Here is a 26,387-nt window from a genome sequence, read left to right on the forward strand (position 1 = left end):
CCAGCGCTATTGGATCTTGGTCCCGGTGGACTGCACCAGCTTGCCCCACCACACGGTTTCGTCGGCGATCTGCTTGGCGAATTCCGCCGGCGAACTCCCCAATGGCTCGGCGCCTAATTCCTGGAATCGCTTTCGCAGTTGCGGGTCCTGCAAGGCCTTGACCACGGCAGTGTGCAAGCGGTCGACGACGGCCGGCGGGGTGCCGGCCCGCGCCATCAGCCCTTTCCAGGCCATCACCACGAACCCCGGTTGGCCGGCTTCGCCGAAGGTCGGGATGTCTGGCGCCGCGGAGGCGCGCTGGTCGCTGGGCACGGCCAAGGCGCGGATGGTGCCCGCTTTTACCTGCGGCAGCAGCGCGGGCATGTTGTCGATCATGAAGTCGATGTGGCCCGCCACCAGGTCCGTAATGGCGGGGCCGGTGCCCTTGTAAGGCACATGCACGGCTTGCAGGTCGGCCTTCTGCTTGAGCAGTTCGCCAGCCAGTTGCGCGGGCGATCCGTTGCCCGGTGAGCCAAAAGAGAGCTTGCCGGGATTGGCGCGGACGTATTGCAGGAATTCCTGCAGGGTCTTGGCCGGCAGGGACTTCGTGACCACCATCAGGTTGTGCTCTTTTTCGATGCAGGTGATGGCGGCGAGGTCCTTGGCCGGGTTGAACGGCATGTTGGCGTACAGGCTGGGGTTGATGACCGTGGGGCCAGCGGCGGCCAGCAGCAGCGTGTAGCCGTCGGGGGCGGACCGGGCGACGTAGTCGCCGCCGATGTTGCCGCCAGCGCCGGGCTTGTTCTCGACGATGACGGACTGGCCCAGGATGGGGTGCAGCGCTTCGGCCAGCAGACGCCCAAGGATGTCGGCGGACCCCCCCGGGGCAAACGGAATGATCAGCCGGACGGGCTTGTCCGGGTAGGCAGCCACGGTCTGGGGCGCCACCGCGGCGAATGCCAAGGCGGCCGCCGTGGCGGCGATCCATTTGGGCAAGTGCTTATGCAGCATGTCAGTCTCTCCTTTGGTTCAAGGCCCGTTTTGTTGAACGGGCCGGATGGGCCGCCGGCTTCTATTGGCTGCGGTCCCGGGTTCGCCCAGGCCTAGCGGCCGGGCGCGTAGCCCGCCTGGGTCAGCGTGTGGCGGGCGATGGTCAGTTGATGGATCTGGCTGGTGCCTTCGTACAGGCGGAACAGGCGCACGTCGCGATAGAAGCGTTCAATGCCCTGGTCGGCGATGTAGCCGTAGCCGCCATGCATCTGCACGCAACGGTCCGCCACGCGGCCGCACATTTCCGACGCGAAGTACTTGCAGATCGAGGCGTTCAGCGTCACGTCCTGGCCGGCGTCGCGTTCGCGCGCCGTTTGCAGCACCAGCGCCAGCGCGGCCTGGATTTCCGTCTGACAGTCGGCCAGCATCGCCTGGATCAATTGAAAGTCCATCAGCGGCTTGCCGAACTGCTGGCGCTGGGCCACGAACCGCATGGTGTCGTCCAGCATGCGGATGGCCGGCCCAATGCACAACGCGGCCAGATGGATGCGCTGCTTGTTCAGGACTTTCATGGCCGTCTTGAAGCCCATGCCTTCCTGGCCGCCGATGATATTGGCGGCGGGCACGCGGCAGTCGTCGAAATGCACGGACGAGACGGGCGAGCCGGCCTGGCCCATCTTGTCGTAGGGCTGGCCGGTGGACAACCCGGGCGTGCCGCGCTCCACGATGAAAGCGGAGATGCCGCGAGCGCCCGGCGCGTTCGGGTCGGTGCGCGTCATGACGGTGAACAGGCCGGCCAGCGGCGCATTGGTGATGAAGCACTTTTCGCCGTTCAGCACATAGCTGTCGCCGTCGCGCACGGCGGTCGTGCGCAGCGCGGTGGCGTCCGAGCCGGCCTGCGGTTCGGTCAGGGCGAAGCAGCCCGTGAGTTCGCCAGACGCCATGCGGGGCAGGTAGTGCGCCTTCTGTTGTTCGGTGCCGTCGGCCACCAGGGCTTCGGAACCGATGCCGGTGTTGGTGCCGACCCGGGCGCGGAACGCCACGGAGCATTGCGACAGTTCAATCGCGGCGCGGATCAGCTCTTCGGTGCTCATGCCTGCGCCGCCGTAGGCTTCGGGAATCGAGTAGCCGAACATGCCCTGGGCGGCCATGGCGCGCACCAGATCGTCCGGCACCTCGTCCAACCGCGCCACTTCGGCCTCGCGCGGTGTCAGCTGTTCGCGGACAAAGCGGCGCAGTGAATCGAGAAAGGCGGGAAAGCCGTCGGGGTCCCTGATCATGAAGTGTCTCCGTTTTTCTAAGTGCCATGCCTGCCGAGCGGGGTGTACCGGCCCGGGCGACTGGAAACCCAGGCTAGCAAAGCGCCGCCAAATGCGAGACAAGTGTTTTGCTATCTTGAACGCACGGCAAGCCGGAGCAGGCGGTGTTGCTCTATCATCGACGGCAAGGGCCCGCGCATTCGCCGCGGCGCCGACTACCGGATAGCGACCATGACCACGCCCTTGGGCGGCCGCCACCCCGATCCTGCTTTCGCCACCACGTTGGCGCACGGCCTGTCCTTGCTGCAGACGTTTCGGCATGGCGAACCGGCGCTAAGCAACCGCGAACTGGCGGATCGCACCGGCCTGTCCAAAGCGACGATTTCACGGCTGACCTATACGCTGGTGCAGCGAGGCCTGCTGCGGTACGACGGCAGCCTGCGCCGCTACCGGCTGGGCACGGCCCTGCTGTCGCTCAGCTATCCCCTATTGGCCAGCATCAAGCTGCGGCAGCTGGCGCGCCCGCTGATGACGCGCCTGGCGAATGCGGCCGGCGGATCGGCGTCGCTGGGCATGCACCACGGCATGCACATGGTGTACCTGGAGACCTGCCGCGGCCACGACGCCGTGGCGTTCCGGCCGGATATTGGGGCGATGCTGCCCATGTTGCAGTCCGCCATGGGGCGTGCGTGGCTGGCGCAGGCCGATGCCGCCGAAGCCGCTGCGCTGCTGGAGGCGTTGCGCGCCGAGGATCCCGCGGCGTGGCAACGCAACGAGGCGGGATGGGAACTGGCGCGCCGGGATTATGCGCAGCATGGTTACTGCCTGGCCGAAGGTGATTGGCACACCGATGTGCATGCCGTGGCGGTGCCGATGCGGCGGCGCGTGGACGGGCAGGTCTTTGTGTTCAATTGCGGCGTGCCGATACGGCGGCTGCGCGGCCGCGACCTGCGCCTACGCATCGCGCCGCGTTTGCTGAGCCTGGTGGCGCGGGTTGAAAAAATGCTGGAGCGTCAGGATGGCGCCTGACCGGGACCGCGATTTTGCCACCACCCTGGCGCATGGCATCGACATCCTGGCGTGTTTCCGGGCGGATCGCCCCGAGCTGGCCAACAAGGATTTCGCGCAACAGACCGGCCTGTCCAAGAGCGCGGTGGCGCGATTGACGCACACGCTGGTGGAACTGGGCTTTCTGCAGCGTTCGGGGCCGCCGGCCCGGTATCGGCTGGGCGCGTCCGTGCTGGCGCTGAGCTACCCGTTGCTGGCCAGCATGCAGATCCGCCAACTGGCGCGGCCGCTGATGAAGCAGTTGGCCGACCACGCCCGGGGTGCGGTGTCGCTGGTGGTGCGCGACCGGCTGCAAATGGTGTTCGTGGAAACCGCCAGGTCCAACGACGCCTTGCAAACCCGCCCGGACATCGGCGGATCGTTGCCGCTGCTGGCCAGCGCGGCCGGCAAGGCCTGGCTCTGCCGGGCGCCAGACAGCGAGCGGGCCGCCGTGCTTAACCAGCTGCGCGTGGCCGACGCGCGCTACTACGCGGAACATTTCCCCACCCTGGAGACCGCCGGCCGCGATCTGGAGCGCAAAGGCTATTGCGGCAACAACATGCAGTGGCGCCCGGACGCCTTCGGCTTTGCGGCGCCGCTCTGCCGTCCCTATCAGTCGCTGCTGTATGTGTTCAATTGTGGCGTGCCTTCCGGCGATGGCCCCTACCGGGAGCGCGCCGCGGACATCGGCCCCCGCCTGGTGGCCCTGGCGCGCGAGACGGAACGGCTGCTGGGGCTGACCTAGCCGGATTCGTGACCCCAAGTCAAAAGTGTTTGCCCGTCAGACGGCTTTTTCCGCAAGGGTCCCGCCGTCATACTGCACGCCTGTCTAGCCGATATGCCCGCCAATTCTGGCCGGCCACGCCCCAGGAACACCCTGCCGGCGCGATCGAACTCGAGGAATCCGCATGAACCCGCAAGAAACCCCGCCGGTGAAAGCCGGCCTGCCATTGTTGGCGCTCGCCGTCGGTGCGTTCGGCATCGGTGTGACCGAGTTCTCTCCCATGGGGCTGCTGCCTGTCATCGCCGAGGGCGTGAACGTGTCCATCCCCAGCGCCGGCATGCTGATCAGCGCTTACGCGATCGGCGTCATGGTCGGCGCGCCGCTCATGACGCTGGCGTTTTCGCGCTGGTCGCGGCGCAAGGCGCTGATCCTGCTGATGGCCATCTTCACCATCGGCAACATCCTGTCTGCGCTATCCCCGAATTACACGACGCTGCTGCTGGCGCGTCTGGTCACCAGCCTGAACCACGGCGCGTTCTTCGGCTTGGGCTCGTTGGTGGCGGCCAGCGTGGTGCCGCGCCACAAGCAGGCGAGCGCGGTGGCAACCATGTTCATGGGGCTGACGATCGCCAACGTGGGCGGGGTGCCTGCCGCGACATGGCTTGGCCAGGCGATCGGCTGGCGCATGTCGTTTGCCGCGACGGCCGTGCTTGGCCTGGTTGCCATGCTGTCTCTGTGGTTTGCGCTGCCTGCCGGAGAGGCCGGCCGCCGTCCCAACGTGCGCCATGAACTGGCCGTGCTGAAGAGCCCCGTCGTGCTGCTGGCGCTGTTGACCACCGTGTTGGGCGCGGGCGCCATGTTCACGCTCTACACCTATATCGCGCCGACCCTGGCGGACATCACCGGCGCGTCGCCCGGTTTCATTACCGGCATGCTGGTGCTGATCGGACTGGGCTTTACGTTGGGCAATGGCCTGGGCGGCCGCATGGCCGACCGTTCGCTGGACGGCACGTTGATCACGTTCCTGGTGATTGTCATCGTCGACCTGCTGGCGTTCCCGTGGATCGGGTCCACGCCGGTTGGCGCGGCCGTTTCGCTGCTGATCTTCGGCGTGGCAACGTTCGCGGTGGTGCCGCCGTTGCAGATGGGCGTGATGCGCGCCGCGACGGAAGCGCCGGGCCTGGCGTCGTCGGTCAACGTGGGCGCCTTCAACCTGGGCAACGCGGTCGGCGCCGCGGCGGGCGGCGCGGTGATTTCCGCCGGCATGGGCTACGCCGCCGTGCCCATCGCCGGCGCCGTCATCGCCACGGCCGGCCTGGCCCTGGTGCTGGTGCAACGCGCCGCCAACCAGCGCCGCAGGCTGGCGATGCAGGGCTGCTGATTCCTGCATGGAAAAAGCCGGCCCCGACGTAAACGGGGTCGGCTTTTTGTTGTCTAGAAGTCGAACGATGCGGCAAGCTCGTAGGTTCGCCCGGGCGCCACCAGGACCTGGCTGGTGTCACGTCCGCCGTAGTAGGCATACAGCTTGTCGGTCAGGTTGCGCACGCGGAAGGTCAGCAGCGCGGGACGGACCCGGTAGCTGATGGCCGCGTCCACGGTGGTGTAGCCGTTAATGCGGATCTGGTTGGCGCGGTCGGTGTAGAGCTTGCCAGTATGGTTCAGGCCGACGAAAAGGTTCATCGGCACGTCCTTGAAGCGGTAATTGGCGTACACGTTGAAGATGCGTTCGGGTACGTTCGGCGGGGTGTTGCCGATGCGCGACGTGCCATCGCCTTCAATCAGGGAGTCGTAACGGGCGTTCAGCATGGCGACATTGCCCGACAACGTAAGCTGGGGCGTCACGCGCCAGTCGGCCGAGAGCTCCACGCCGCGCGACGATTGCTTGCCGTTGTTCACCGTCAGGGCGGCGTTGGCGGGATCCCGCGACAGCACGTTGTCCAGCTTGATGTGATAGACGGCTGCCGTCCATTCCACCGTGTCCAGGCTCTGCTTGAAGCCCAATTCCCATTGCTCGCCCTTGGATAGCGGGAAGTCCGAATCGGACTGCGACAGCAAGAACAGCGAACCCACGGGTAGGGTGGCGTTGGTGTATTGCGCATAGACGGACGACGAGGGCGTCAGATCCACGACCGTCCCCAGGCGCGCGGAGTTGGCGGAATACCGCGTGCCGAATTCGCTGCGCTTGCCGGCGTTCAAGTCGGTCACGCTGCGGTCCACGCGGATGCGGTCGTACCGGTAGCCGGCCACGACGGTCCACGGGTCGGCAAGCTTGAGCGAATCTTCGACGAACAGCGCCGCGCCGCGCACGTCGGTCGAGAAGTCGGTGCGGTTGCCGGGGCCGCTCATCAAGGCGGGATCGTCGTTGTAGTAGCCCACGTCGGGTTGGCGCAGCGAGACGCGCAGCGCGTCGCCCGTGGCCGCAGCCCGGTTCGAAAAGCGCCGTTCGCTGTCCAGCCGGGTCTTGCTGAGTTCCCCGCCAATCACGAATTTGTTTTGCACACCGGCCACCTGGCCGGTGTGCGTGGCGTCGAAGCGGTCGATCAGGTAGCGCTGATTGTGGGTGATCGTCGTCTGGTCGCGGTCCACCCACGACGGCGCGCGGAACACCGCGGATTCCGAGTTCTTCCACAGGCGGTCGACCTTGTTCACCGCGAATTCGTTGCGCAGGCTCCAGGCAGAGGTCAGGTCATGGGTGACGCGGGCTCGCAGCCAGTACGCCTCCGCTTCGTTCCTGTCGTCCAGCACGTTGTAGTTGTTGCGCACCAGGTCGCGGTCAAGCACGCGGCCGTCGGGCGTGCTGACGGCGCCGGAGGGCGACGTGGCGATGCTGCGCGGGACCAGCGGCGTGCCCCAGTAGGCATGGCCCGTGTCCCGGGAATAATCGAACGACAGGTCCAGTCGGGTGGCGGGCGCCACGTCGAAGGCGACGCCCGTGGTCAGGTGGTCCAGTTTGTTGGTGTTGCGCTCGATCGTGCCAACCTGGGTCTGGTTATGGCTGTAGTCGATGCGATACGCGCCGGTCTGCCCGAAATTGTCGCCCAGGCCGATGCCGGTGCGCGTGGTGCCGTAACTGCCGTAAGACACCATCGCTTCGCGGCCGGGGTTGTCGCGGTCGGGGCGCTTGGTCTGGAAATTGACGATGCCGCCGATGGCGCTGTCGCCTTGAAGCACGGACGCCGGGCCTTTCAGCACTTCGATACGTTCGTAGTTCCAGGTGTCCTGGACGCGATTGGTCGAGCCCGCGCCAGACATGCGCAGGCCGTCGTACAGGTACAGGATGTCGGTAAACCCGCGCGAAGACAGCGTGGTGGGCGACGAAGGCGGGCCACCGCCTGCCATGCCGGTGACCCCGCGCAACGCTTCGCTCAGCGTGCTGGCGCCACGCTGGCGCATCGCGTCCTGCGAGACGATTTCCACCGATGCGGGCGTTTCCCGCAGCGTCAGGCCCAGGCGCGATGCCGTGCCGCTTTTGGCGTTCAGCGCCAGCCCTTCTGTTTCGCTGGCGGCTTCGACGCGGATGGCCGGCAGCTCCTTTTCGTCCTCTTGCGCTTGAACGGCAGGCACGGCCGCGCAGGCCGCGATCGCGGCGGCGGATACGACTTTCCTCATGATCTTTCCCGATGGACTTGATAAGTAATGCGTAGACGCAGGGCGTCAGACGACGCGGTAACGGCGCAGCCGCCACGCCGCGAAGGTCAGCAAAAGCAGGGCGGGCGCCAGCAATTGCAGAAGCGCTCGCAGCGCTTGCGTGTGGATGGCGGCGCGGTCTTCCTCTTGCCAATGAAATGCCGGCATGGCCGAAAAGTCCGCTGCGGTGATGGCGCGACCCTGTTCGATGCGGGGCAGGAAGAACGCCTTCCAGGCGTGGTGATAGGTGTCGATCTGCGCCATGAAATGCGCGTGCCGACGCTGCCCGGTGCCCGCCAGCGCGGTGATGCCTTCATAGGCCACCGCTGCGGGGGACAACACGCTGTAGCGCGCCACCAGCGCTTGCTGGCGCTTGAGCTGCGCCTCGAAGCGCGACAGTTCCGGCGCCATGATGTCGTCAACCTGGCGTTCGACCCGCGCCTGCCCCAACGGACGGCCGCTGATGTGAATGCTGCCGTCGCGGGGCATCAGCGCAGCGGGCTGGTCCATGTGTTCATAGTCTGATGACAGCAACGCCACGTTGTCGTGCATGGCCTGGGCGGTGGCCAGCCGCGTGCGCGTGGCCAGTTCGGCGCGCGACGGCGCGGGGCTGGCGAATGCGGCGGCGATGTTCAACAGCACGGGCGTCACCAGCACCAGGGCAACCCACGCCACCATCAGCATCATGGCGTTGGCCGCCGACGATTTCCCCAAGGCGTTGACCGCCACCACCACGGCAAACCAGAACAGCGCGTACGCGCCGACCAGCAGCACCCACCAGAGCGTGGCGTCCGACGCCTGCAATACCTGGGGACGCGCAAGCAGCAGCACGGCAAGGGGCGTCAGCACCGCCGCGCCCAGCAGCACGCCTGCGCGCACCGCGATCTTGCCCGCGATCAGCGTGGCCAAGGCAAGCGGTTGCGACAGCAATAGCCGCAGCGTGCCGTCTTCCTTTTCGCCGGACAGCAGGTTGTAGCCCAACGCGAAAATCAGCAGCGGCAGCAGATAGACCACCACGAACGCCAGGTCGAAGTGGCCGCTGAGCAGATGCCAGGGGTTTTCGATGTCGTTGTTGTGAATGAAATTGACCTTGCTTTGATAGGTCACCCGAAACTGGGACGGGAACAGGTCGGTCTGCCCCAGCGCCACGGGCGCCATGGCCACGCTGGGCATGATGGCGTAGTGCGCGCCCAGGCCGCCGCCCATGTTGGCGGGGCTGGCGGGGTTGCCGAACGGCGTCGGCGTTTCTTCGCCCGCCATGATGCGATGCAGTTGCGCAAGCTGTTCGCCGCGCGTCTGGGCATCGGCGTTTGCCAGCGCCGCCTGCGCGTTGTCGCGCAGGGACGTCTGCAGCAAACCGTTGAAGACGGCATAGCCGACCAGCAGCAGGAACAGGCCGCCGGCGATCCATAGCAGGCGTTCTTTGGCCATCAGGCGCAGCTCGTGCCGGACGATCAGCCTGAAGCGGGGAAACTGGAAAGCGTGCACCGGGAAAAGCTCCTACAGGGGTTGCTGCCGGGCCACCGCGCGCCACGCGAAGGCGATGCTCAGCAGCAGGCCGGCGCAGAGCATCAGCAGGCCCATGGCGCCGCGCCGCAGCGCCCAGCCGGCGGTCGGCGTCTGGTACTGGAATTCAGGCACGCGCGCCCAGAGTTTGGGGTCGGCCTGATACGAAAAGTGCGCGTGGTCTTGCGTGTCGGCGTGCTGCACCAGGTCTTCGCTGACGATGTCCTGGATGACGCGCCGCTGCTGTTCGGCCGCCACGGTGAAGTTCCGGTGATGCGCGAAATCCGTCCCCGCCATGGCGGCCGAAAATGCGCGAATGGCCAACATGGGCATTAGCCATCCCGCCCCTTCCTGCACTGTCTGTTGCCGTTCCCACGTATCCCACAAGCCGCCGAAATGGCGGTCGTAGACGGCGTAGCTGGACTGGTCGTCCAGCTTCAGGGCCAGGCCCCATTGGTTCAGCGGCACGTCGCGGCTCCAGCGTTCGGTGGTGCCGAACGCCTGCATCCACACGCGGTCGGACGTGGCCTTCAGGTCGGCGTTCAACGCCTGGTTGAATTCCAGCCGTGTCGGACTGGGGTACAGCGCGCGCGATAGCTCGGCCATCACGCGGGGCGCCACGACGGTATTGGCGATCCAGATGGCCAGCAAAAGGGTGATGGCGATGCGGGACGAACGCGCGGCCGCCGACACGCCCAGGGTGATGAAGACGAAGGCCGCCAGATACAGTGCATAACCGGATGCCAGCGCCGCGAACCGGAACAGCGCGTCGGCACGGCCGCCGGCGATCCAGACGGCGCCTGCCGCGATCAGCGCCGCAGGCGCCAGCAACAGCCCCAGACTCATGCCCAGCGCCGCCGCCTTGCCCCACAACAGGCGCCACGGGGCAACGCCCAGGCTAAGCGTCTGGCGCAGGATGCCCTGTTCGCGCTCACCCGAAAAGGCGTTGAATCCCAATACGATGACCAGCAGCGGTCCCAGCGCCTGCAGGATCCAGGCGGCCGACAGGTCGCCAAAGCGCTGCAGCCCAGTGGCGTCCTGCGCGGGCCGGAACTTCACTTCGCTTTGACGATGGGCCTGGAGCCACACCGTGCTGCCGATGTATGGATTGATGCCGGGGTCCAGCAATGACAGTGCGGCTTCGGGCTTGAAAACGTGCATGCCCTGGTGCGCCGCGTCGTGCGGGTGGCGTGCGCCCTGACGCAGCCAGTCGCGGTAGTCGGCATTCTGCGCGGCGGCCTGCTCGGCGCGCGCCTCCTGCTGGTGCGAATAGCCCACGGCCAGCGCCGTCAGCAGCAGTAAGGCAACGATGCCGCCCGCCCAGTACAGCCTGCCGTCGCGCAGGCGTTCGCGCAGATCCTTGATCGCGATCAGCAGGATCATGCGCCGGCCCTCATGTGGTCCAGGTACAGGGCCTGCAGGTCCGTGGCGCCGATCTGCCGGCTGTCCAGGCTGTCGACCAGGCGGCCGCGCTTCATGATGCCGACGCGAGTCGCGGTTTGCCGGGCGTGGAACAGATCGTGGGTAGTGGCCAGGATCGCCACGCCGGATTCGCTGGCTCGCTGCAGCAGCCGGGTGAACTCGGCGGCTGCCGACGGGTCCAGGCCGGACGTCGGCTCATCCAGCAGCAGGGCGCGGGCGTTCTTGGCCATCGCCACCGCGATCCAGACCTTCTGGCGCATGCCTTTGGAGTACGCCGCGACGCGCTTGTCCGCCGCGGCGGCGTCCAGCCCCACTTCGTCCATCAGCGCCATCAGGCGGTCGCGCGGCGGGGCGTGCCCCAAGGCCAACGCGGCGAAGTAGCGCAGGTTCTCCAACCCCGTCAGCGTGCCGTAGAGGTTCACCTGTTCCGGGATGTACGCCACGTGCTGTTTGGTGGCCAAGGGCTCGCGCACCACGTCCAGGCCATGGATCAGCGCCTGCCCGCCGTCGGGCTGGATGAAGTTCAGGAACAGGTTGATCGTGGTGGTCTTACCCGCGCCGTTGGCGCCGAGCAGGCAATAGATCTCGCCCGGCTCGATACGCAGATCCAGCGGATGCAGCGCGATCTGGTCGCCGTAGCGTTTGGTCAGGCCGATGGCTTCGAGCACGGCGGGTCCTTCCTGGGTTCAAGTGTCATTATTGATACGTTATATCATAACAATAAAACAGAAGAGCCCGACAGCGTCATGCCGAATCGCAACGCATGTCACCGGCCAATACGCAAAAAAAATGGGCACCCTTGCGGGCGCCCACTTCGGACGGAAACGGCGGCAGGGCGGGTCAGGCCTCGATCCGCTCCACTTTCCCGACCAGCAGGATGTACGACAGCGCGCCCAGCAAGGCCAGCGACGATACATACACGATCGCCGGCGCGAAGCTGTCTTTCGACACCAGGAAGCCGATGACGATGGGTGTGCAGATCGACGACAGGTTGCCGACAAAGTTGAAGACGCCGCCCGTCAGGCCCAACAGCCGCACGGGCGCCAGCGTCGACACCAGCGACCACGTGATCGACGCCAGTCCATTGCCGAAGAAGGCCACGGCCAAAAAGAAGATGACCCACGGCGTGGAATCAGTGAAGTTGGCGCCGATCATCGACGTCGAGATCAACAGGCCCAGGATGATTGGCAACTTGCGCGCCAAGCCCACGGTGGCGCCGCGTCGGATCAGGAAGTCGGACAGCACGCCGGAGCAAAGCACGCCGACGAATGCCGCCAGGAACGGCACCGACGCCAGGAAGCCGGACTTGATGAAATCCATGCCTCGGTACTTCACCAGGTATGTCGGGAACCACGTCAGGAAGAACCACAGCGTGGAGGTCAGGCAGAACTGGCCCAGGTACACGCCCCACAGCTTGCGCTTGGTCATGACCAGCGCCAGGTCGTTCCAGTCGAAGGGGGCCTTCTTGGCGCGGGCGTTGCGGTCCAGGTCGACCACGCCGCCGCCTTGCTGGATCAGTTCGATCTCGGCGGCGTTCGTGCCCTTGAACTGGCGCGGCTCGCGGTAGATCAGGTACCACAGCACGCCCCAGACGATGCCCAGCAACCCCGTGCTGACAAACACCATGTGCCAGCCGTAGTGGTGCTGCAGCCAGGCCAGCACGGGCGTCAGGAACGCCAGGCCGACGAACTGGCCGGACGTGTAGAAGCCAATGGCGGTGGCGCGTTCCTTTTCGGGGAACCAGGTCGTGACCACGCGGTTGTTGATGGGGTAGGCCGGGGCTTCCAGCGCGCCGACGGCCAGGCGCAGCACGAACAGGATGACGAAGCTGCCGGCGAATCCCATGAAGAACGTGGCCGCCGACCACAGGATCAGTGCGGCGGCATACAGCACGCGGGGCGACACGCGGTCGACCAGCCAGCCGCCGGGGATCTGCATGGCGGCGTAGGTCCAGCCGAAGGCGGACAGGATCAGGCCTTCATGCACCGTGTCCAGGCCGAACTCGTCCTTGAGGGCGGGCGCGGCGATGGACAGGTTGCTGCGGTCCAGATAGTTGATGACGACGGTGATGAACAGCATCACCATGATGAGGTAGCGGCTGCGGGTGGGCCGCTGGGCGCTTTGCAGGCCCGCGTGGGTGGCGGTGGACAAGGGTGTCTCCTCTCTTTTTATCCGGTTACCACTCGGCGAAGCTGCCGTCGGCATGGCGCCAGATCGGGTTGCGCCAGCGGTGGCCCACGGCGGCGCGTTCCTTCACGTATTCCTCGTTGACCTCGATGCCCAGGCCCGGGCCCTGCGGAATCGCGACCATGCCGTCTTCGTAGGCGAAGACTTCGCGGTTGCTGACGTAGTCCAGCAGGTCGTTGGCGGCGTTGTAGTGGATGCCCAGGCTCTGTTCCTGGATGAAGGCGTTGTAGCAACCGGCGTCGATCTGCAGGCACGTGGCCAGCGCGATCGGGCCCAGCGGGCAGTGCAGCGCCAGCGCCACGTCATAGGCCTCGGCCATCGCGGCGATCTTGCGGGTTTCGGTGATGCCGCCGGCGTGCGAGGGATCGGGCTGGATGATGTCCACATAGCCTTCGGACAGCACGCGCTTGAAGTCCCAGCGGGAAAACAGGCGTTCGCCCAGCGCGATCGGCGTCGACGTCAGCGGCGCCAGTTCCTTCAGCGCTTCGTAGTGTTCGCTCAGCACAGGCTCTTCAATGAACATCAGCTTGAACGGGTCCAGCTCTTTCATCAGGACCTTGGCCATGGGCTTGTGCACGCGGCCGTGGAAGTCCACGCCGATGCCCACATTGGGCCCCACCGCGTCGCGCACGGCAGCCACGTTCTCCAGGCACTTCTCGACCTTGTCGAACGAATCGATGTATTGCAGTTCTTCGGTGCCGTTCATCTTCACGGCGGTGAACCCGCGGTCCACGGCGCTCTTGGCGGCGGCCGCGGTGTCGGCCGGCCGGTCGCCACCGATCCACGAATACACCCGGATGCGGTCGCGGACGTTGCCGCCCAGCAATTGCGACACCGGCACGCCCAGGTGCTTGCCCTTGATGTCCCACAGTGCCTGGTCGATGCCGGCCAGCGCGCTCATGTGGATGGCGCCGCCGCGGTAGAAGCCGCCGCGGTACAGCACCGTCCAGTGGTCTTCGATGTTGCGCGGGTCTTTGCCGATCAGGTAGTCGGACAGTTCTTCAACGGCGGCGGCCACCGAATGGGCGCGGCCTTCGACGACGGGTTCGCCCCAGCCGACGATGCCCTCGTCCGTTTCGATTTTCAGGAAGCACCACCGGGGCGGCACGATGTAGGTGGTGAGCTTGGTGATCTTCATGCTTGGGTCTCCTGGACGGGATAGGCGCGTTGCCAGGCCGCAATGAATGCGCGCGCGTTCTGGCCGACTTCGGTGGCCGACAGGCCGGGTTTGTACAAGGCGGAGCCCAGGCCGAAGCCACTGGCGCCCGCCTGGGCGTAAATGGAAAGGTTGTCGGGCGTGATGCCGCCGACGGGCACCAGCGCGATCGGCGGGCGCATCACTGCGCGCCAGGCCTTCAGCACGGCGGGGCCCAGCTGTTCGGCGGGGAACATCTTCAGCACGTCGGCGCCGGCGGCCAGCGCGGCGAAGGCTTCCGTGGGCGTGGCGACCCCGGGGCAGGACGCCATGCCCAGCGCCTTGGCGGCGCGGATCACCGCGGCATCGCTGTGCGGCATGACGATCAACTCGCCGCCTGCGTCCTGGACGCGGGCGCAGTCGTCGGGGTTCAGCACGGTGCCCGCACCGATCAGGCAATCGGTAGGCAGCGCCGCGCGCATCGCGCGGATGCTGTCCAACGGGTCGGGCGAATTCAGCGGCACTTCGATCAGGCGGAAGCCCGCGCGATAGAGTTCAAGGCCGATGGGCTCTGCTTCGGCGGGTTTGATGCCGCGCAGGATGGCGATCAGGCCGCAGTGGGCCATGGCGGTTTGCAGACCGGGATGGTTCATGTTGAGCTCCTAGACGGATGCCGAAGAAGGGGTTTCCGAGGCGACCAGTCCGGCGCAGACCGCCAGATGCCATAAGCCGCGTTCGGTCGCGTTCTGGGCCTGTTCGGGCGTGCCCAGGCCGTAGTGGCGCATGGCCACGATGTAGCGCTGGCACAGCGCCGGATCGCCGCACAGCACGATGCGAAGCGGTTCGCCTTGCTGGCGCAGCATCTCGGCAAGCGCGGCGACTTCGTGGCCGATCAAGAGGCCTGACAGATAGTCGGCTTGCGAGGCGGACGGCAGTTCGCCGGTCAGGCCCAGCGCGCGCGTGCTGAAGATGGTGGACAGCACGCCCGCGCGTCCGGCGGGGGCGCCCGCCACTTTCACGCCGCGCTCGAACGCGGCCATGTCGGCGGCGGGCGCTTCGCTCATCGTGCGGCCCAGGATGGTGTGGCCGCGCAGCGCGGCGTAGACCTCGCCGGTCATGAAGGTGTCGAAATGCGTGACGCGGCCGCGGCGGGCGTTAACCCATTTTGAGTGCGTGCCGGGCAAGCCGATCAGCACGCTTTCCGTCGCGTGCGGGTCGGACGCGCCGACCTGGTCGAACATCACGCCGAAGACCTGCGTTTCTTCTCCGCGCATCACGTTGGGCAAGCCGTGGCGTTGGATCAGGCCGGGCACGATGTGCACGGGCGTCGCGTCGCCGCGTTCGACCTTCGTCAGCAGCGTGCCGATGCGTTCCAGATCGACGGGCACATCCAGGTAGGCGGCTTCCTTCCACCCTTGCGCGCTGCCGACCATGCCGCAGGCGATCACCGGCAATGCGGGCTCGGCGCGCAACCAGTCGCCGCAGGCTTGTTCGAACGCCAGGTCAAAGCCGGACAGGGCGGTGCTGGCGGCACCGTCCTGCAAGGGTTGCGGCAAGCGCATGATGCCCCAGGGCAGGTGGCGGGTGTCCAGCGTGCGGCCCTTGGCATCCAGGCGGTAGGCGCGCAACGATGAGGTGCCCCAATCCAGCGCGATAAGCGCCGCGCGGGCGGGCGATCCGGTAGTCATCTGATCTGTCTCGTCTCCGGCCGCAATGCCGGCTGCGGATCGCGCGTGGCGCGCGGAGCAGCGGGACGTTGCGGACCTTGTTGTCGAACGCGCCGGCTGCCATGAGGCGAGGGGCGCGCGTTGCGAAAAATTCTAGATCAGTGCTTGAAAAATCTCAAAATATAGAATTAAATCCCACATACAGGGAATTTGAGTTGGCATGGACTATGATGTGCGATCGAATTCCGCCGCCTTTGCTGTCTTTGCCCACGTTCATGACCTCTGCTGCTCTGTCTTCCGTTCGTTCCCCCTCGCTGGACCCCGACGCCGCCGCGCCCGCCGGCACGCAAACCCTGATGCGCGGCCTGGCCGTGGTACAGGCCGTGGCCGATGGCGCACGCGATTTGAAAGAGATCTGCGCCCGTATCGGCGTGGCGCGCAGCACCACGCACCGGCTGGCCAGTTGCCTGGTCCAAGAGCGCTATCTGCGCGCCTTGCCCGGCGTGGGCTACGTGCTGGGGCCCAAGCTGATTGAACTGGGCTTCCAGGCGCGCGAAGCGTTTCCCATGGCGACGCTGGCGCGGCCGTACCTGGACAGCTTGGCCGAACTGACGGGCGACACCATTCACTTGGCTGTGCGCGACAACGACGAAGTGCTTTACCTGGAAAAGATCCCCGGCAAAAAGGGGCTGGAAATGCGCTCGCGCGTGGGCCATCGCATGCCGCTGGCCGCCACCGGGGTGGGCAAGGCGCTGCTGCTGGATACCGAAGAGCCGCAATGGAAGGCGTTGCACCGTATCGGCGCGCCCGTGTCGTCGCGCACGCCTGGCGGGCCGCAGACGTGGGAGACATTCCGCGACCGCATGCGCGAATACGCCGCGCAGGGCTATGCGTTCGACCTCGAAGACAACGAACCCTCGATCCGCTGCGTGGCCGCGCCTGTGCGCGACGCCTCCAGCGGCATCGTGGCGGCCATCAGCGTGTCCAGCACCGTGCCGTATATGTCGCTGGAACGCATGCGCGAAATGGTCGCGGTGGTGCAGGGCGCAGCCGCGGGTATTTCTGCCGAGATGGGCTGGAAGGTGGACCGCGGCTGACGCGATCTAGCGGGCCGGGGCCAGCGGCGGCAACGGCAGCAGTTGCGGCGCGATGCCGGCAATGACCGTCTCAAGCTGCGCAACCAGCGCCTGCGCGGCGGGCGATAGCGAGCGGTCGCGCCGATGCAGCAGCCCGATGTACCGGCGTGCGGACGCATCGCCCAACGGGGTGCAGCGCAGGCCGGTCAGGTTCAGTTCGGGTAACGCCAGGCGAGGCAGCACGCTGACCCCCAGCCCCTGGCGCACCATGCCGGCCGCCGTGCCCATGTTCGTGACGTCGTAGCGCAGCGCCGTGGCTGGTGTGCCGACCTCGTCCCGCACCGCGCGGTCGAATTGCTGGCGCGCATTGGACCCTTGCGACAGCAGAATCAAGTCATAGCGAAGCACGTCGCGCCAATGCAGCGTGCGCTTGTGCTTGCCCAGCGGATGGCCTGCGGGATAGATCGCGCAAAAGCAATCTTCCGTCAATGGCGTGAACGCAAGATCGGGGGCCGGCTCGGCCAGGGCGCCCACCGCGAACTCGATCTGATTGGTGCGCAGCAGGGCCACCAGCTCGTCGTTGTGCGCTTCCACGACGCGCACTTTCAAGGCCGGATGGGCCTTGCGCAGCGCGCCCACGGTGGCGGGCAGCAGCGTCAGCGCGGTCGACGGCAGGGCGCCCAGCGCGACGTTGCCGCGTCGCATGGCGGCCAGGTCGGCCAGGCCGCGATAAGCCTCTTCCAGGTCGGCGATGGGGCGCTGTACCCGGGAATGGAAATCCTGTCCGGCGGAGGTCAGGCTGATGCTGCGCGTGGTGCGTTCGAACAGGCGCAACCCCAGCACGTCTTCCAAGTCCTGGATCAGGGCGGTGAACGACGGTTGCGTCACGCCCAGCTGATTGGCGGCATGCGTGAAGGAACCGCTGTCCACCGCCAGCAGGAAAGCCTTGAGCGGGCGGTATTTGATATTCATAGCCATGGGCTAAGAATAGGGCAGAAATATCGATTTGTGTCTAAGAATGGTCCCGACCATGATGGCGTCTACCGAAGAACCTTCCGGATTCGACAGACGCCATGGACGCATCTAGCCATAAGCCATTCCGACTGGGCGCCAATTGGCGCCGCAGCCAAGACGGCGACGCCGTCATCACTTCCATCAATCCTGCCGACGGCAGCATTGCCGGCATCGTCACGCGCGCGTTGCCGCAAGACGTGGACACGGCCGTTGCCATCGCGCAGGATGCCTTCTTGCGCCAGCCCTGGCGCAAGCTGCGTCCGGACCAGCGCGCGGCGACGTTATACGAGATCGGGCGACGCCTGTCGGCCGAACGTGAGCCGCTGGCCCGTCTGCAGATGCAAGACAGCGGCAAGCCCTGGAAAGAATGCCTGAACATGGTGGATAGCGCGGCGGGGCATTTCCGCTATTACGCCGCCGTGTGCGAGACCTGGCAGAACGAAATGACGTCGCCGCGCGGCGAGTACTTTTCGATGGCGCTGGCCGAGCCGTTCGGCGTGGTCGCGGCGATCACGCCGTGGAACTCGCCCATCATGAACGAGGCCCAAAAGGCCGCGCCGGCCTTGGCCGCCGGCAATGCCGTGTTGATCAAGCCGTCTGAAGAGACGCCCCAGTTGGCGCTGGAACTGGCGCGCATCTGCACCGAGGCCGGCCTGCCCGATGGCCTGTTGACCGTGTTGCCGGGCCACGGGGAAGACGTGGGCGCGGCGCTGGTCAAGCACCCCGGCGTGCGCATGGTGTCCTTCACCGGCGGAACGGAAACCGGCCGCGCCATCGGCGGCATCGCCGGTCAGCGCCTGATCCCGGTGGGTTTGGAACTGGGCGGCAAATCACCGCACATCGTCTTCGACGACGCCGACCTGGACCGCGCCGTGGCCGGCGTGATCTCCGGCATATTCGGGTCGGCCGGGCAGAGCTGCGTCGCAGGGTCCCGCCTGTTCGTGCAGAAGTCCATTTACAAGCGCTTCATGGAAACGTTGGTGGCGCGCACGGCGCAAGTGCGCGTCGGCTTGCCCGACGACCCGGCCACGCAGATGGGGCCGCTGGTGTCCCGGGCGCATCGTGACAAGGTCGCGGGCTATGTGGACATCGGCCGCGCCGAAGGCGGCCGCGTGCTGGTGGGCGGCGCGGCGCCGGCGCAGTCGGAATTGGCCAATGGCTGGTTCTACCTGCCCACGGTGATCGATGGCCTGGGCAACCAGGCGCGCGTCTGCCAGGAAGAGATCTTCGGGCCCGTGCTGGTGGCATTGCCTTTCGAGGATGAAGACGACGTCATCGGCCAGGCCAACGACACGGCCTTCGGCCTGGCGGCCGGCATGTGGACGGGCGACTACGCCCGCGCCTGGCGCGTGGCGCGCGAGATCGAAGCCGGCTCCATCTGGATCAATACCTACAAGCAATCGCATATCGCAACACCGTTCGGCGGCTTCAAGGCCAGCGGCATCGGACGCGAAAAAGGCCTGCACGGCCTGCGCCTCTACAGCCAGGTCAAGAGCCTGTACTGGGGCCTGCACGACAAACCCATGGGACTGTGAACACATGAAGACCGACAAGACAAGCGCGGCGCTGCCGCTGAACGAATCCCGCATCCTGATTGCCGGCGCGGCCAGCCTGGTGGGCTCGCACACCGCCGACGCGCTGCTCGCCGCCGGCGTGCGTGAAGTGATTCTGCTGGACAACTTTGCCTTCGGCACGCCCGAGGCCATCGCCCACCTGCAAGGCAATCCGCGCGTGAAAGTCGTGCGCGGGGACCTGATGCGTCTGCCGGATCTGCTGGCGGCGACCGAAGGCGTGGACGGCGTGCTGCACCTGGCCGCCTACATGACGCTGGGCTTTGCCCAAACCCCGTGGCAGGCCGTCGACGTGAATATCCGCGGCGCGCAGAACATGCTGGAAGCCTGCCGCGTGAACAAGGTGAAGAAGATTGTCTTCGCGTCTTCCAATGCGGTCTACGGCTACGGCAGCGGCATCGCGGGCGCGCTGGTCGAAAACGGTCCCTTCCATTCCGTGGGCGCGCCGCCGGCCGCCATCCTGTACGGCGCGTCCAAGATCATGGGCGAACAGTTGTGCCGGCAGTATTACCAGCAGGCCGGGCTGGACTACGTGGTGCTGCGGTATTCCACCGTCTACGGCGAACGCCAGCACTACCGCGCGGCCAACTCGCTATACATCATGGAAACCTATGATCGCGTGCGCAAGGGAGAGCGGCCGGTGCTGCCTGGCGACGGCACGGACACCAAGCATTTCGTGCACGTGTCGGACGTGGCGCGCGCCAATGTCGCCGCGTTTCAAAGCGCGGCCACGGACGTGGCGGTGAATGTGTCAGGCCCCGCGCCCATCACCACCGGCGAACTGGTGCGCCTGGTGCTGGACTATTGCAAGAGCGACCTGCAACCCGAAATCAAGCCGGACCCGCCGGGTACGGTGCGGCTGACCTCCGGCGGCGCGTTCCACATTCCGCATGACCTCGCCGGACAACACATCGGCTGGGAACCCAAGGTGGGCATGGCGGAAGGCGTGGCCCGCCTGCTGGCCTGGCGCGAGGCGCAAGCGTCCGCTTGAGCCGCCGCGGCACTTAAAAAATAAATAACGAGGAGACAACCATGTTCTTGATACGCAAGGCGGCGGCTTGCGCCGCGCTGACCATGACCGGCTTGTGCGCGGCAATGCCAGCGTGGGCCTGGCCCGATCATCCGATTGAACTGATCGTCGGGTTCGCGCCCGGCGGCGGCACGGATCTTACGGCCCGTTCGCTGGCGGTATTCCTGGAAAAGGAGCTGGGCACCACGGTGGTGGTGCAGAACAAGCCGGGCGCGTCCAGCGCCATTGCCTTGTCCTATGTGGCGCGCGCCAAGCCCGACGGCTACACGCTCGCCATGACCAACATGCCGGGGCTGGTGTCCCTGCCGATCGAGCGCAAGGCGGGCTTCGCCACCACTGATTTCACGTATCTAGCGAATCTGGTGCGCGATCCCAGCGCGTTCAGCGTCGCCAGCAATAGCCCTTATCAAACCCTGGACGCCTTGATCGCCGCCGCCCGCGAGAGGCCCGGCTCGATCAGCTACGGGTCCACCGGCGTCGGCACCGACGACCACTTGGCGCTGGTGCTGTTTCAGTCGCTGACCGGCACGCGCCTGAACCACGTGCCTTACAACGGCGCCGGGCCGCTGCGCAGTTCGGTGCTGGGCGGGCACACCGTCATTGGCGGGTTGAACCTGGGCGAGGTCATGCCGTATCACGGCAAGAACATGCGCGTCCTGGCGCAGGCTAGCGACAAGCGGTCGCCTTTGGGTCCCGATGTGCCAACGTTCAAGGAACTGGGCGTGGACCTGGTGTTCGCGTCGGAGCGCGGCATCGTCGCGCCGAAGGACTTGCCGCCCGAAGTCTCCGACAAGCTGCGCCGCGCGTTGGGCAAGGTTGCCGCCAATCCGGATTTCCAGGCCCAGATGAAGCAGCAATTCACCGAAATGGACTACGTGGACGGGCCGCAGTGGCAAGAGCGGCTGAAGGGCGACGACGCGCGCTTGCGGCAGATCTGGGCGAAAACGCCTTGGGTCGAATAAGACCGGTTATTCCAGCGGCAGCGTCAGCACGCCTTGCGGGGCGGGGCGCATCATGACGCGACGGTACCAGGCGGAAAGCGCCGGCGTGTCGGGGCGCTGGATTGGCAGCGCCAGCCAGCGGTGCGCGGAACTGACCAGCGCGATGTCGCCGATGGTCAGATGGCGGCCCGCGATGAACTCGCGGCCCTGCAATGCCTGGTCCAGGATCAACGCGCGAGCGTTCGACCGCTTGACCGACTGTTCGATCGCGGCGGCGTCGCGCTTGTCTTCCGGCGTGCGGATCAGGCCCAGGAATGCCGGGACCATCGCGCCTTGCCATTCCGTCGTCTGCCAATCCATCCAGCGGTCGGCATCGGCGCGCATGCACGCGTCTTCGGGCCAGAGCGTGCCCACGCCATAGCGCGCGGCCAGGTAGCGGACGATGGCGTTGGACTCCCACAGCACGAAGCCACCGTCATCGATGACCGGCACGGTGCGGTTGGGATTCAGCTTGGCGAACTCCGGCGTGTCCACCACGCCGAACGGCCCGCCGGCCTGGATAAAGGTGTGCGGAAGCGCCAGCTCGCGCACGGCCAGCATCACTTTCTGCACGTTGACGGAAGTCAGGCGTCCCCAGATCTTCAACATATCCAGTCCTTGAGTTGTGTCAGACGGGCGGCAACTGCCGCCGCGCAAAGCCGCTGTCGCGCGAAAAGCGCGTCCAGTTGAAAGCAGGTCCGGGGTCGGTCTTGCGCCCCGGGGCGATGTGTTCGTGGCCCCAGGCCGCGGCCAGGGGGTAGCGCGCCCGCAATACCGGCGTCAGCCTGCGCAGCGCCAGATACTGTTCATCGGCGTAGGGCAGGGTGTCGGTGCCTTCCAGTTCGATGCCGATGGAGAAGTCGTTGCAGCGTTCGCGCCCGCCAAAGCGCGACACGCCAGCGTGCCAGGCGCGCTGCTCGGTGGATACGAACTGGATGATGCGCCCGTCGCGGCGGATGAAAAAGTGGGCCGACACACGCAAGCCGCGCAGGCGTTCCAGCCAGGGGTGCGAAGCATGGTCCAGCGTATTCAGGAATAGTCCGGCAACTTCGGGGCCGCCGAACTGGCCGGGCGGCAGGCTGATGTTGTGCAGCACCAAGAGCGAGACCTGGGCGCCAGCAGGGCGCGCGTCGCGGTTGGGCGAAGGCAGGAGGGTGACACCCGGGGCCGGCGCCAGCCAGCCATGTCGATTCAGAAGCAGAGCCATGGGAGAGAACATGCGTGGTGAATCCAACAGGCATTATGCCGTGGCTGCCGCTGCCTCCCAAATCGGGAGTGGGGGCTTACTTTTTGCCTAGGGCAGCATGTTCGGCGCTGCACCACGTCAGGCCGTTCTGCAGCATGGCTTCGGAGCGCGGCAGGTGAATGCCGCAGTGCGCGCAACGCACCATGGACTCCGGCGTGGCCGGGTTGGGGGCGGCCGGCCCCGGCCGCCCGCGGCGGGCTTGGGGCTGTGCGCCAGCCTGCTTTGCCGCGGCCATGCGCGCGGCGATACGGGCGACAAACAGCACCGCGATGATCAGAACCACCCAAAACAGCAACTTGCCCACGTCAGCCTCGATGCAAAATCATTTCCAGCACGAAACGGCTGCCGGTATACGCCAGGATCAGGAAACCAAAGCCCGTCAGCGTCCAGCGCAGCGCCACGCGCCCGCGCCAGCCCCAGACGTGGCGGCCGGCCAGCAGCACGCCGAACGTCAGCCAGGACAGCAGGGTGAAGACGGTCTTGTGGTCGAACGGCAGGATCTTGCCGGTCAGCTTCATGGATGCGACCGACCCGGAGCCCACGGCCAGGGTCAGCACCACGAAACCGATCCAGATGATACGGAACAGCAGTTGCTCTTGCACCAGCAGCGGCGGCTGAGAGTCCAGCACGCGGCCGATGATGCTGCGTTCGGTGGGCGCGTCCAGCGGGCGGTGCAGGTGGCGGTCCAGCAGGGCCATCATCATGGCGTGTAGGGCGGCGATGGTGATCAGGCCGTAGGCGGCCAACGCGATCAGCAGGTGGACGCGCAGCCAGGCGTCGTCGGCGTGGGGCACGAATTGCCCCTGCGGGAACACGGCCGCCAGGGCGCTGGCGATGGCCGCGGCGGGCAAAAGCAGCAATTGCAGGCCGTCGATGCGCACCAGCAGGCTTTCCAGCCAGAACACCACCATGCCCAGCCAGATGGCCGCCGACAGGGCAAGTGCCCACCCAATGAACAGGTGCTGGGCGCCCAGCATGGCCTGTTGCAGGCCGATTCCATGGAGAACCAGGGCCCCCAACAGGCACAGACGGGCGATTTTGCCCGTCTTTTCGACTTCCCCGGCGCCGGCCAGGCGGATCCAAAGCGACCCCCCTAGCACTGCGTAGGCCAAGGCAGCCGCTGTGTGAAATACAATGCCTAGTGACATAGAAACCGTTGTCTGGATGGGGCCTTGGGGTGCATGTCACCCGAAAGCGCAGAATCCGCGCCTGCGGCCACCGTTCAATCAACTAGTTTAAGCGGAAACGCCTCTCATGCTCGATAACCTAACTACACGCCTATCGCGCGTCGTCAAGACGCTGCGCGGTGAAGCCCGCCTGACCGAGGCCAACACCCAGGAGATGCTGCGCGAAGTGCGCATGGCGTTGCTGGAGGCCGACGTGGCGTTGCCCGTCGTCCGCGAATTCGTCGCCCGCGTGAAGGACAAGGCGCTGGGCGAAGAAGTCGCCGGCAGCCTCAGCCCGGGCCAGGCCCTGGTGGGCGTCGTCCACAAGGAACTGACCGCCTTGATGGGCGGCGACCTGGGCGCCGATTCCAACGAATTGTCGCTGGCCGTGCAGCCGCCCGCCGTCATCCTGATGGCCGGCCTGCAGGGCGCCGGTAAAACCACCACCACCGGCAAGCTGGCCCGCTGGCTGTCCGAAGGTCAGCACACGCAGCACGGCCGCAAGACGGGCAAGAAGAAAGTGCTGGTGGTGTCCGCCGACGTCTACCGTCCGGCCGCTATCGACCAGTTGAAGAGCGTCGCGGCGCAGGTCGGCGTGGACTTCCTGCCGTCCGACCCCAGCCAGAAGCCCGAAGACATCGCTCGCGGCGCGGTGGACCATGCCAAGCGTCACCACTACGACGTGCTGATCCTCGACACGGCCGGCCGCTTGGGCATCGACGAGGCCATGATGCGCGAAATTCGCGCCTTGCATGACCTGGTCAAGCCCGTTGAAACGCTGTTCGTCGTGGACGCCATGCAGGGCCAGGACGCGGTCAACACCGCGCGCGCCTTTGGCGATGCGTTGCCGCTGACCGGCGTGGTGCTGACCAAGCTGGATGGCGATGCCCGCGGCGGCGCGGCCCTGTCGGTGCGCCACGTGACCGGCAAGCCGCTGAAGTTCGTTGGCGTCTCGGAAAAGCTGGACGGCCTGGAGCCGTTCTATCCCGACCGCATGGCGCAACGCGTGCTGGGCATGGGCGACATCGTTTCCCTGGTCGAACAGGCGCAGAAGAACATCGATATCGCCGAAGCCCAGAAGCTGGCGGCGAAGATCAAATCGGGCAACAAGTTCGATCTGAACGATTTCCGCGATCAGCTTGGCCAGGTGAAGAAGCTGGGCGACATGGGTTCGTTGCTTGAAAAGCTACCGGCCCAGTTCCAGCAGGCAGCCGGTCAGTTGCAGGGCGGGCAGGCGGAAAAGCAGTTGCGCCGCACCGAAGGCATCCTGAATTCCATGACGGCAGCCGAACGCGCCAAACCCGAACTGATCAAGGCGTCCCGCAAGCGCCGCATCGCGACCGGTTCCGGCGTGCCGGTCCAGGAAGTCAACCGCTTGCTGGCTCAGTTCGAGCAGATGCAGGGGATGATGAAGCAGATGAAGAAGGGTGGCATGGCCAAGATGATGCGCGCGATGGGCGGCATGAAGGGATTGGGCCGCTTCGGCATGAAGTGATGCCCCCACGGCGCGCGCACTGCGTGCGCTTCCTGCCCCCCAAGGGGGCGCTTTTCCCTTGGGGCGGCCCGGCGGGAAAAGATGCCCCACGGCGCGCGCACTGCGTGCGCTGCCTGCCAAAAAAAATGGCCAGACGTTGCGTCTGGCCAAGCAATCGCGGCAGGCAGGGGGCGCCTTGCCGCGACACAATCCGGAAAACGCATGGGTGTTTCCCGGGTTGTTGGATTGCGTTGCGGCTTACGCCAAGGGCGGGATGCGCAGCACCTGGCCCGGGTAGATCTTGTCGGGGCTGGTCAGCATCGGCTTGTTGGCCTCGAAGATCAGCGAATTCTTGGCGCCTTGGCCCTTGCCGTATTGCGCTTCGGCGATCTTCCACAGGTTGTCGCCCTTTTGCACCGTGTACATCTTGGCTTCCGGCGTGGCCTGCTTCACTTTCAGCTGGTTGTCGACCGCTGCGACGCCGACGGTATTGCCCAGCGCCAGGGAGATTTTCTCGGCGTCTTCGGTGCTGAGGGCTTCGCCTGCCACCGTGACCTTGTCGCCATCCACCGTGATTTGCAGGCCGTCTGCGTTCAGGCCGTGCTTATCCAGCTCTTTCTTCAACTCGTCTGCCGTCGCGGCCTTGGCCTCGCTGGCGCCGAAGAGCTTTTCCCCAACGTCCTTGATGAAATTGAGCAGACCCATAGTGTTTCCTTTATCTATGTTGCGGTGAGAAAACCAGAAGTGCCTTCAGGGCGCGCGGCCCACCAGCATCTTGCGCACGACTCCGACGATCAAGGTCAGCACGGCGCCACCGACACCGCCGCCTACTACATCGCCGGCGATCGTTGAAAGATCCAGTCCGGTACTGCCTGCCGTTGCTGCCGCTCCCGCGCCGGCCGTGATCATGGGCGCCAACCACGACCCGCCTGCCAGACCGCCGATGGCTCCTGCGATGGTGTTTCCAAGCGGGCCCAGGTTGAACTGCTGGAGCATTTTCCCCAGTCCATTGCCACCGGCTGCGCCAGCCACAAGCTGGATGAGAAGATTGATGATGACCGCGGTGTTCATGATGCCTCCTTGCCCCATGGGGCGATGTGCAACGCTAGAACAACAACACGACAACGTAACAACGCCAGCAGCAACGATTATTACTCGCGGACTTGCTCGCAGACGAGGGGTTAACGTGTAACAGGTTGCTAGCCCACTGGCAGACTACGCAAGAATGCTCGTCAGTTTGCAGGCAGCACCGGGCGACAGACGCAAACTCTCTCGGGCGCAAGGCGC

25 protein-coding genes are annotated in these 26,387 nt (G+C 66.1%); 8 read left to right on the top strand and 17 right to left on the bottom strand.

What is annotated here, in order from left to right:
• Nucleotides 1-6 precede the first annotated feature (6 nt).
• Both ACE039_RS26600 and ACE039_RS26605 read right to left on the bottom strand, forming a co-directional pair.
• Nucleotides 7-990: a Bug family tripartite tricarboxylate transporter substrate binding protein gene (locus tag ACE039_RS26600; protein WP_485823793.1), complete on the bottom strand. Its 984-nt coding sequence runs from the start codon at nucleotides 988-990 to the stop codon at nucleotides 7-9.
• A 92-nt stretch (nucleotides 991-1,082) separates the two neighbouring features.
• Nucleotides 1,083-2,249: an acyl-CoA dehydrogenase family protein gene (locus ACE039_RS26605; protein ID WP_485823794.1), complete on the bottom strand. Its 1,167-nt coding sequence runs from the start codon at nucleotides 2,247-2,249 to the stop codon at nucleotides 1,083-1,085.
• Nucleotides 2,250-2,459: 210 nt separating this feature from the next.
• Here ACE039_RS26605 and ACE039_RS26610 point away from each other — a divergent pair, with 210 nt between their 5' ends.
• The 3 genes from ACE039_RS26610 to ACE039_RS26620 all read left to right on the top strand — a co-directional run bounded on the left by ACE039_RS26610 (nucleotide 2,460) and on the right by ACE039_RS26620 (nucleotide 5,380).
• Nucleotides 2,460-3,257: an IclR family transcriptional regulator gene (locus ACE039_RS26610; RefSeq protein ID WP_485823795.1), complete on the top strand. Its 798-nt coding sequence runs from the start codon at nucleotides 2,460-2,462 to the stop codon at nucleotides 3,255-3,257.
• Nucleotides 3,247-4,020 carry an IclR family transcriptional regulator gene (locus tag ACE039_RS26615; protein ID WP_310032099.1) on the top strand — a complete coding sequence of 258 codons (774 nt, stop codon included), beginning with the start codon at nucleotides 3,247-3,249 and terminating at the stop codon, nucleotides 4,018-4,020. The genes ACE039_RS26610 and ACE039_RS26615 overlap by 11 nt, the downstream gene beginning before the upstream one ends.
• Nucleotides 4,021-4,183: 163 nt before the next feature.
• Nucleotides 4,184-5,380 (top strand): MFS transporter, encoded by a 1,197-nt coding sequence (locus tag ACE039_RS26620; protein ID WP_485823796.1) that lies wholly within the window; start codon nucleotides 4,184-4,186, stop codon nucleotides 5,378-5,380.
• A 53-nt stretch (nucleotides 5,381-5,433) separates the two neighbouring features.
• On the opposite strand, the gene ACE039_RS26625 is transcribed toward ACE039_RS26620, so the two are convergent.
• From ACE039_RS26625 to ACE039_RS26660, 8 genes are all read right to left on the bottom strand, one after another.
• Nucleotides 5,434-7,608, bottom strand: a complete 2,175-nt coding sequence (locus ACE039_RS26625; protein ID WP_485823797.1) for a TonB-dependent receptor — start codon at nucleotides 7,606-7,608, stop codon at nucleotides 5,434-5,436.
• A 45-nt stretch (nucleotides 7,609-7,653) separates the two neighbouring features.
• Complete coding sequence (locus ACE039_RS26630; RefSeq protein ID WP_485823798.1) at nucleotides 7,654-9,114, bottom strand: DUF3526 domain-containing protein; 1,461 nt, start codon at nucleotides 9,112-9,114, stop codon at nucleotides 7,654-7,656.
• A gap of 12 nt (nucleotides 9,115-9,126) precedes the next feature.
• On the bottom strand, nucleotides 9,127-10,515 hold the full coding sequence (locus ACE039_RS26635) for an ABC transporter permease subunit (protein WP_485823799.1): 1,389 nt from the start codon (nucleotides 10,513-10,515) through the stop codon (nucleotides 9,127-9,129).
• Nucleotides 10,512-11,222, bottom strand: coding sequence for an ABC transporter ATP-binding protein (locus ACE039_RS26640; protein ID WP_485823800.1), 711 nt, complete (start codon nucleotides 11,220-11,222; stop codon nucleotides 10,512-10,514). The genes ACE039_RS26635 and ACE039_RS26640 overlap by 4 nt, the downstream gene beginning before the upstream one ends.
• A 172-nt stretch (nucleotides 11,223-11,394) precedes the next feature.
• Nucleotides 11,395-12,705 (bottom strand): MFS transporter, encoded by a 1,311-nt coding sequence (locus tag ACE039_RS26645; RefSeq protein ID WP_088590806.1) that lies wholly within the window; start codon nucleotides 12,703-12,705, stop codon nucleotides 11,395-11,397.
• A gap of 25 nt (nucleotides 12,706-12,730) precedes the next feature.
• Nucleotides 12,731-13,879, bottom strand: a complete 1,149-nt coding sequence (dgoD, locus tag ACE039_RS26650) for a galactonate dehydratase (RefSeq protein ID WP_105557095.1) — start codon at nucleotides 13,877-13,879, stop codon at nucleotides 12,731-12,733.
• Nucleotides 13,876-14,529: a 2-dehydro-3-deoxy-6-phosphogalactonate aldolase gene (locus ACE039_RS26655; protein ID WP_485823801.1), complete on the bottom strand. Its 654-nt coding sequence runs from the start codon at nucleotides 14,527-14,529 to the stop codon at nucleotides 13,876-13,878. The genes dgoD and ACE039_RS26655 overlap by 4 nt, the downstream gene beginning before the upstream one ends.
• A gap of 9 nt (nucleotides 14,530-14,538) precedes the next feature.
• Complete coding sequence (locus tag ACE039_RS26660) at nucleotides 14,539-15,564, bottom strand: 2-dehydro-3-deoxygalactonokinase (protein ID WP_310032079.1); 1,026 nt, start codon at nucleotides 15,562-15,564, stop codon at nucleotides 14,539-14,541.
• Nucleotides 15,565-15,818: 254 nt separating this feature from the next.
• Here ACE039_RS26660 and ACE039_RS26665 point away from each other — a divergent pair, with 254 nt between their 5' ends.
• Nucleotides 15,819-16,640, top strand: a complete 822-nt coding sequence (locus tag ACE039_RS26665) for an IclR family transcriptional regulator (RefSeq protein ID WP_105557131.1) — start codon at nucleotides 15,819-15,821, stop codon at nucleotides 16,638-16,640.
• A 6-nt stretch (nucleotides 16,641-16,646) separates the two neighbouring features.
• Here ACE039_RS26665 and ACE039_RS26670 read toward each other — a convergent pair whose 3' ends face one another.
• A complete protein-coding gene (locus tag ACE039_RS26670; protein WP_485823802.1) occupies nucleotides 16,647-17,591 on the bottom strand; it encodes a LysR substrate-binding domain-containing protein in 945 nt (314 codons plus the stop codon).
• A gap of 101 nt (nucleotides 17,592-17,692) precedes the next feature.
• On the opposite strand from ACE039_RS26670, the gene ACE039_RS26675 reads away from it, so the two are divergent.
• From ACE039_RS26675 to ACE039_RS26685, 3 genes are read left to right on the top strand one after another with little or no spacing between them, the layout of a single operon-like run.
• Complete coding sequence (locus ACE039_RS26675; RefSeq protein WP_485823803.1) at nucleotides 17,693-19,168, top strand: aldehyde dehydrogenase; 1,476 nt, start codon at nucleotides 17,693-17,695, stop codon at nucleotides 19,166-19,168.
• A gap of 4 nt (nucleotides 19,169-19,172) precedes the next feature.
• Nucleotides 19,173-20,195, top strand: a complete 1,023-nt coding sequence (locus ACE039_RS26680; protein ID WP_485823804.1) for an NAD-dependent epimerase/dehydratase family protein — start codon at nucleotides 19,173-19,175, stop codon at nucleotides 20,193-20,195.
• Between the two features lie 41 nt (nucleotides 20,196-20,236).
• A complete protein-coding gene (locus ACE039_RS26685) occupies nucleotides 20,237-21,196 on the top strand; it encodes a tripartite tricarboxylate transporter substrate binding protein (RefSeq protein ID WP_448710575.1) in 960 nt (319 codons plus the stop codon).
• A gap of 6 nt (nucleotides 21,197-21,202) precedes the next feature.
• Here ACE039_RS26685 and ACE039_RS26690 read toward each other — a convergent pair whose 3' ends face one another.
• The 4 genes from ACE039_RS26690 to ACE039_RS26705 form a co-directional block, all read right to left on the bottom strand.
• Entirely contained in the window at nucleotides 21,203-21,823 is a 621-nt protein-coding gene (locus ACE039_RS26690) for a glutathione S-transferase family protein (RefSeq protein ID WP_105557088.1), read from the bottom strand.
• A 19-nt stretch (nucleotides 21,824-21,842) separates the two neighbouring features.
• Nucleotides 21,843-22,421 (bottom strand): 1,6-anhydro-N-acetylmuramyl-L-alanine amidase AmpD, encoded by a 579-nt coding sequence (gene ampD / locus ACE039_RS26695; protein WP_105557087.1) that lies wholly within the window; start codon nucleotides 22,419-22,421, stop codon nucleotides 21,843-21,845.
• A 76-nt stretch (nucleotides 22,422-22,497) separates the two neighbouring features.
• On the bottom strand, nucleotides 22,498-22,764 hold the full coding sequence (locus ACE039_RS26700) for a PP0621 family protein (RefSeq protein ID WP_105557086.1): 267 nt from the start codon (nucleotides 22,762-22,764) through the stop codon (nucleotides 22,498-22,500).
• 1 nt (nucleotide 22,765) lies between these two features.
• Nucleotides 22,766-23,608, bottom strand: a complete 843-nt coding sequence (locus ACE039_RS26705) for a cytochrome C assembly family protein (protein ID WP_105557085.1) — start codon at nucleotides 23,606-23,608, stop codon at nucleotides 22,766-22,768.
• Nucleotides 23,609-23,714: 106 nt separating this feature from the next.
• Between ACE039_RS26705 and ffh the strand changes: the two genes are divergently transcribed.
• Entirely contained in the window at nucleotides 23,715-25,121 is a 1,407-nt protein-coding gene (gene ffh / locus ACE039_RS26710; protein WP_105557084.1) for a signal recognition particle protein, read from the top strand.
• Between the two features lie 237 nt (nucleotides 25,122-25,358).
• Here ffh and lysM read toward each other — a convergent pair whose 3' ends face one another.
• Together lysM and ACE039_RS26720 are read right to left on the bottom strand one after the other, a co-directional pair.
• Nucleotides 25,359-25,805 carry a peptidoglycan-binding protein LysM gene (gene lysM / locus ACE039_RS26715; protein WP_105557083.1) on the bottom strand — a complete coding sequence of 149 codons (447 nt, stop codon included), beginning with the start codon at nucleotides 25,803-25,805 and terminating at the stop codon, nucleotides 25,359-25,361.
• Between the two features lie 45 nt (nucleotides 25,806-25,850).
• Nucleotides 25,851-26,171, bottom strand: a complete 321-nt coding sequence (locus ACE039_RS26720) for a hypothetical protein (RefSeq protein ID WP_105557082.1) — start codon at nucleotides 26,169-26,171, stop codon at nucleotides 25,851-25,853.
• Nucleotides 26,172-26,387: the final 216 nt, after the last annotated feature.

This window comes from Achromobacter maghribensis (assembly GCF_057334215.1).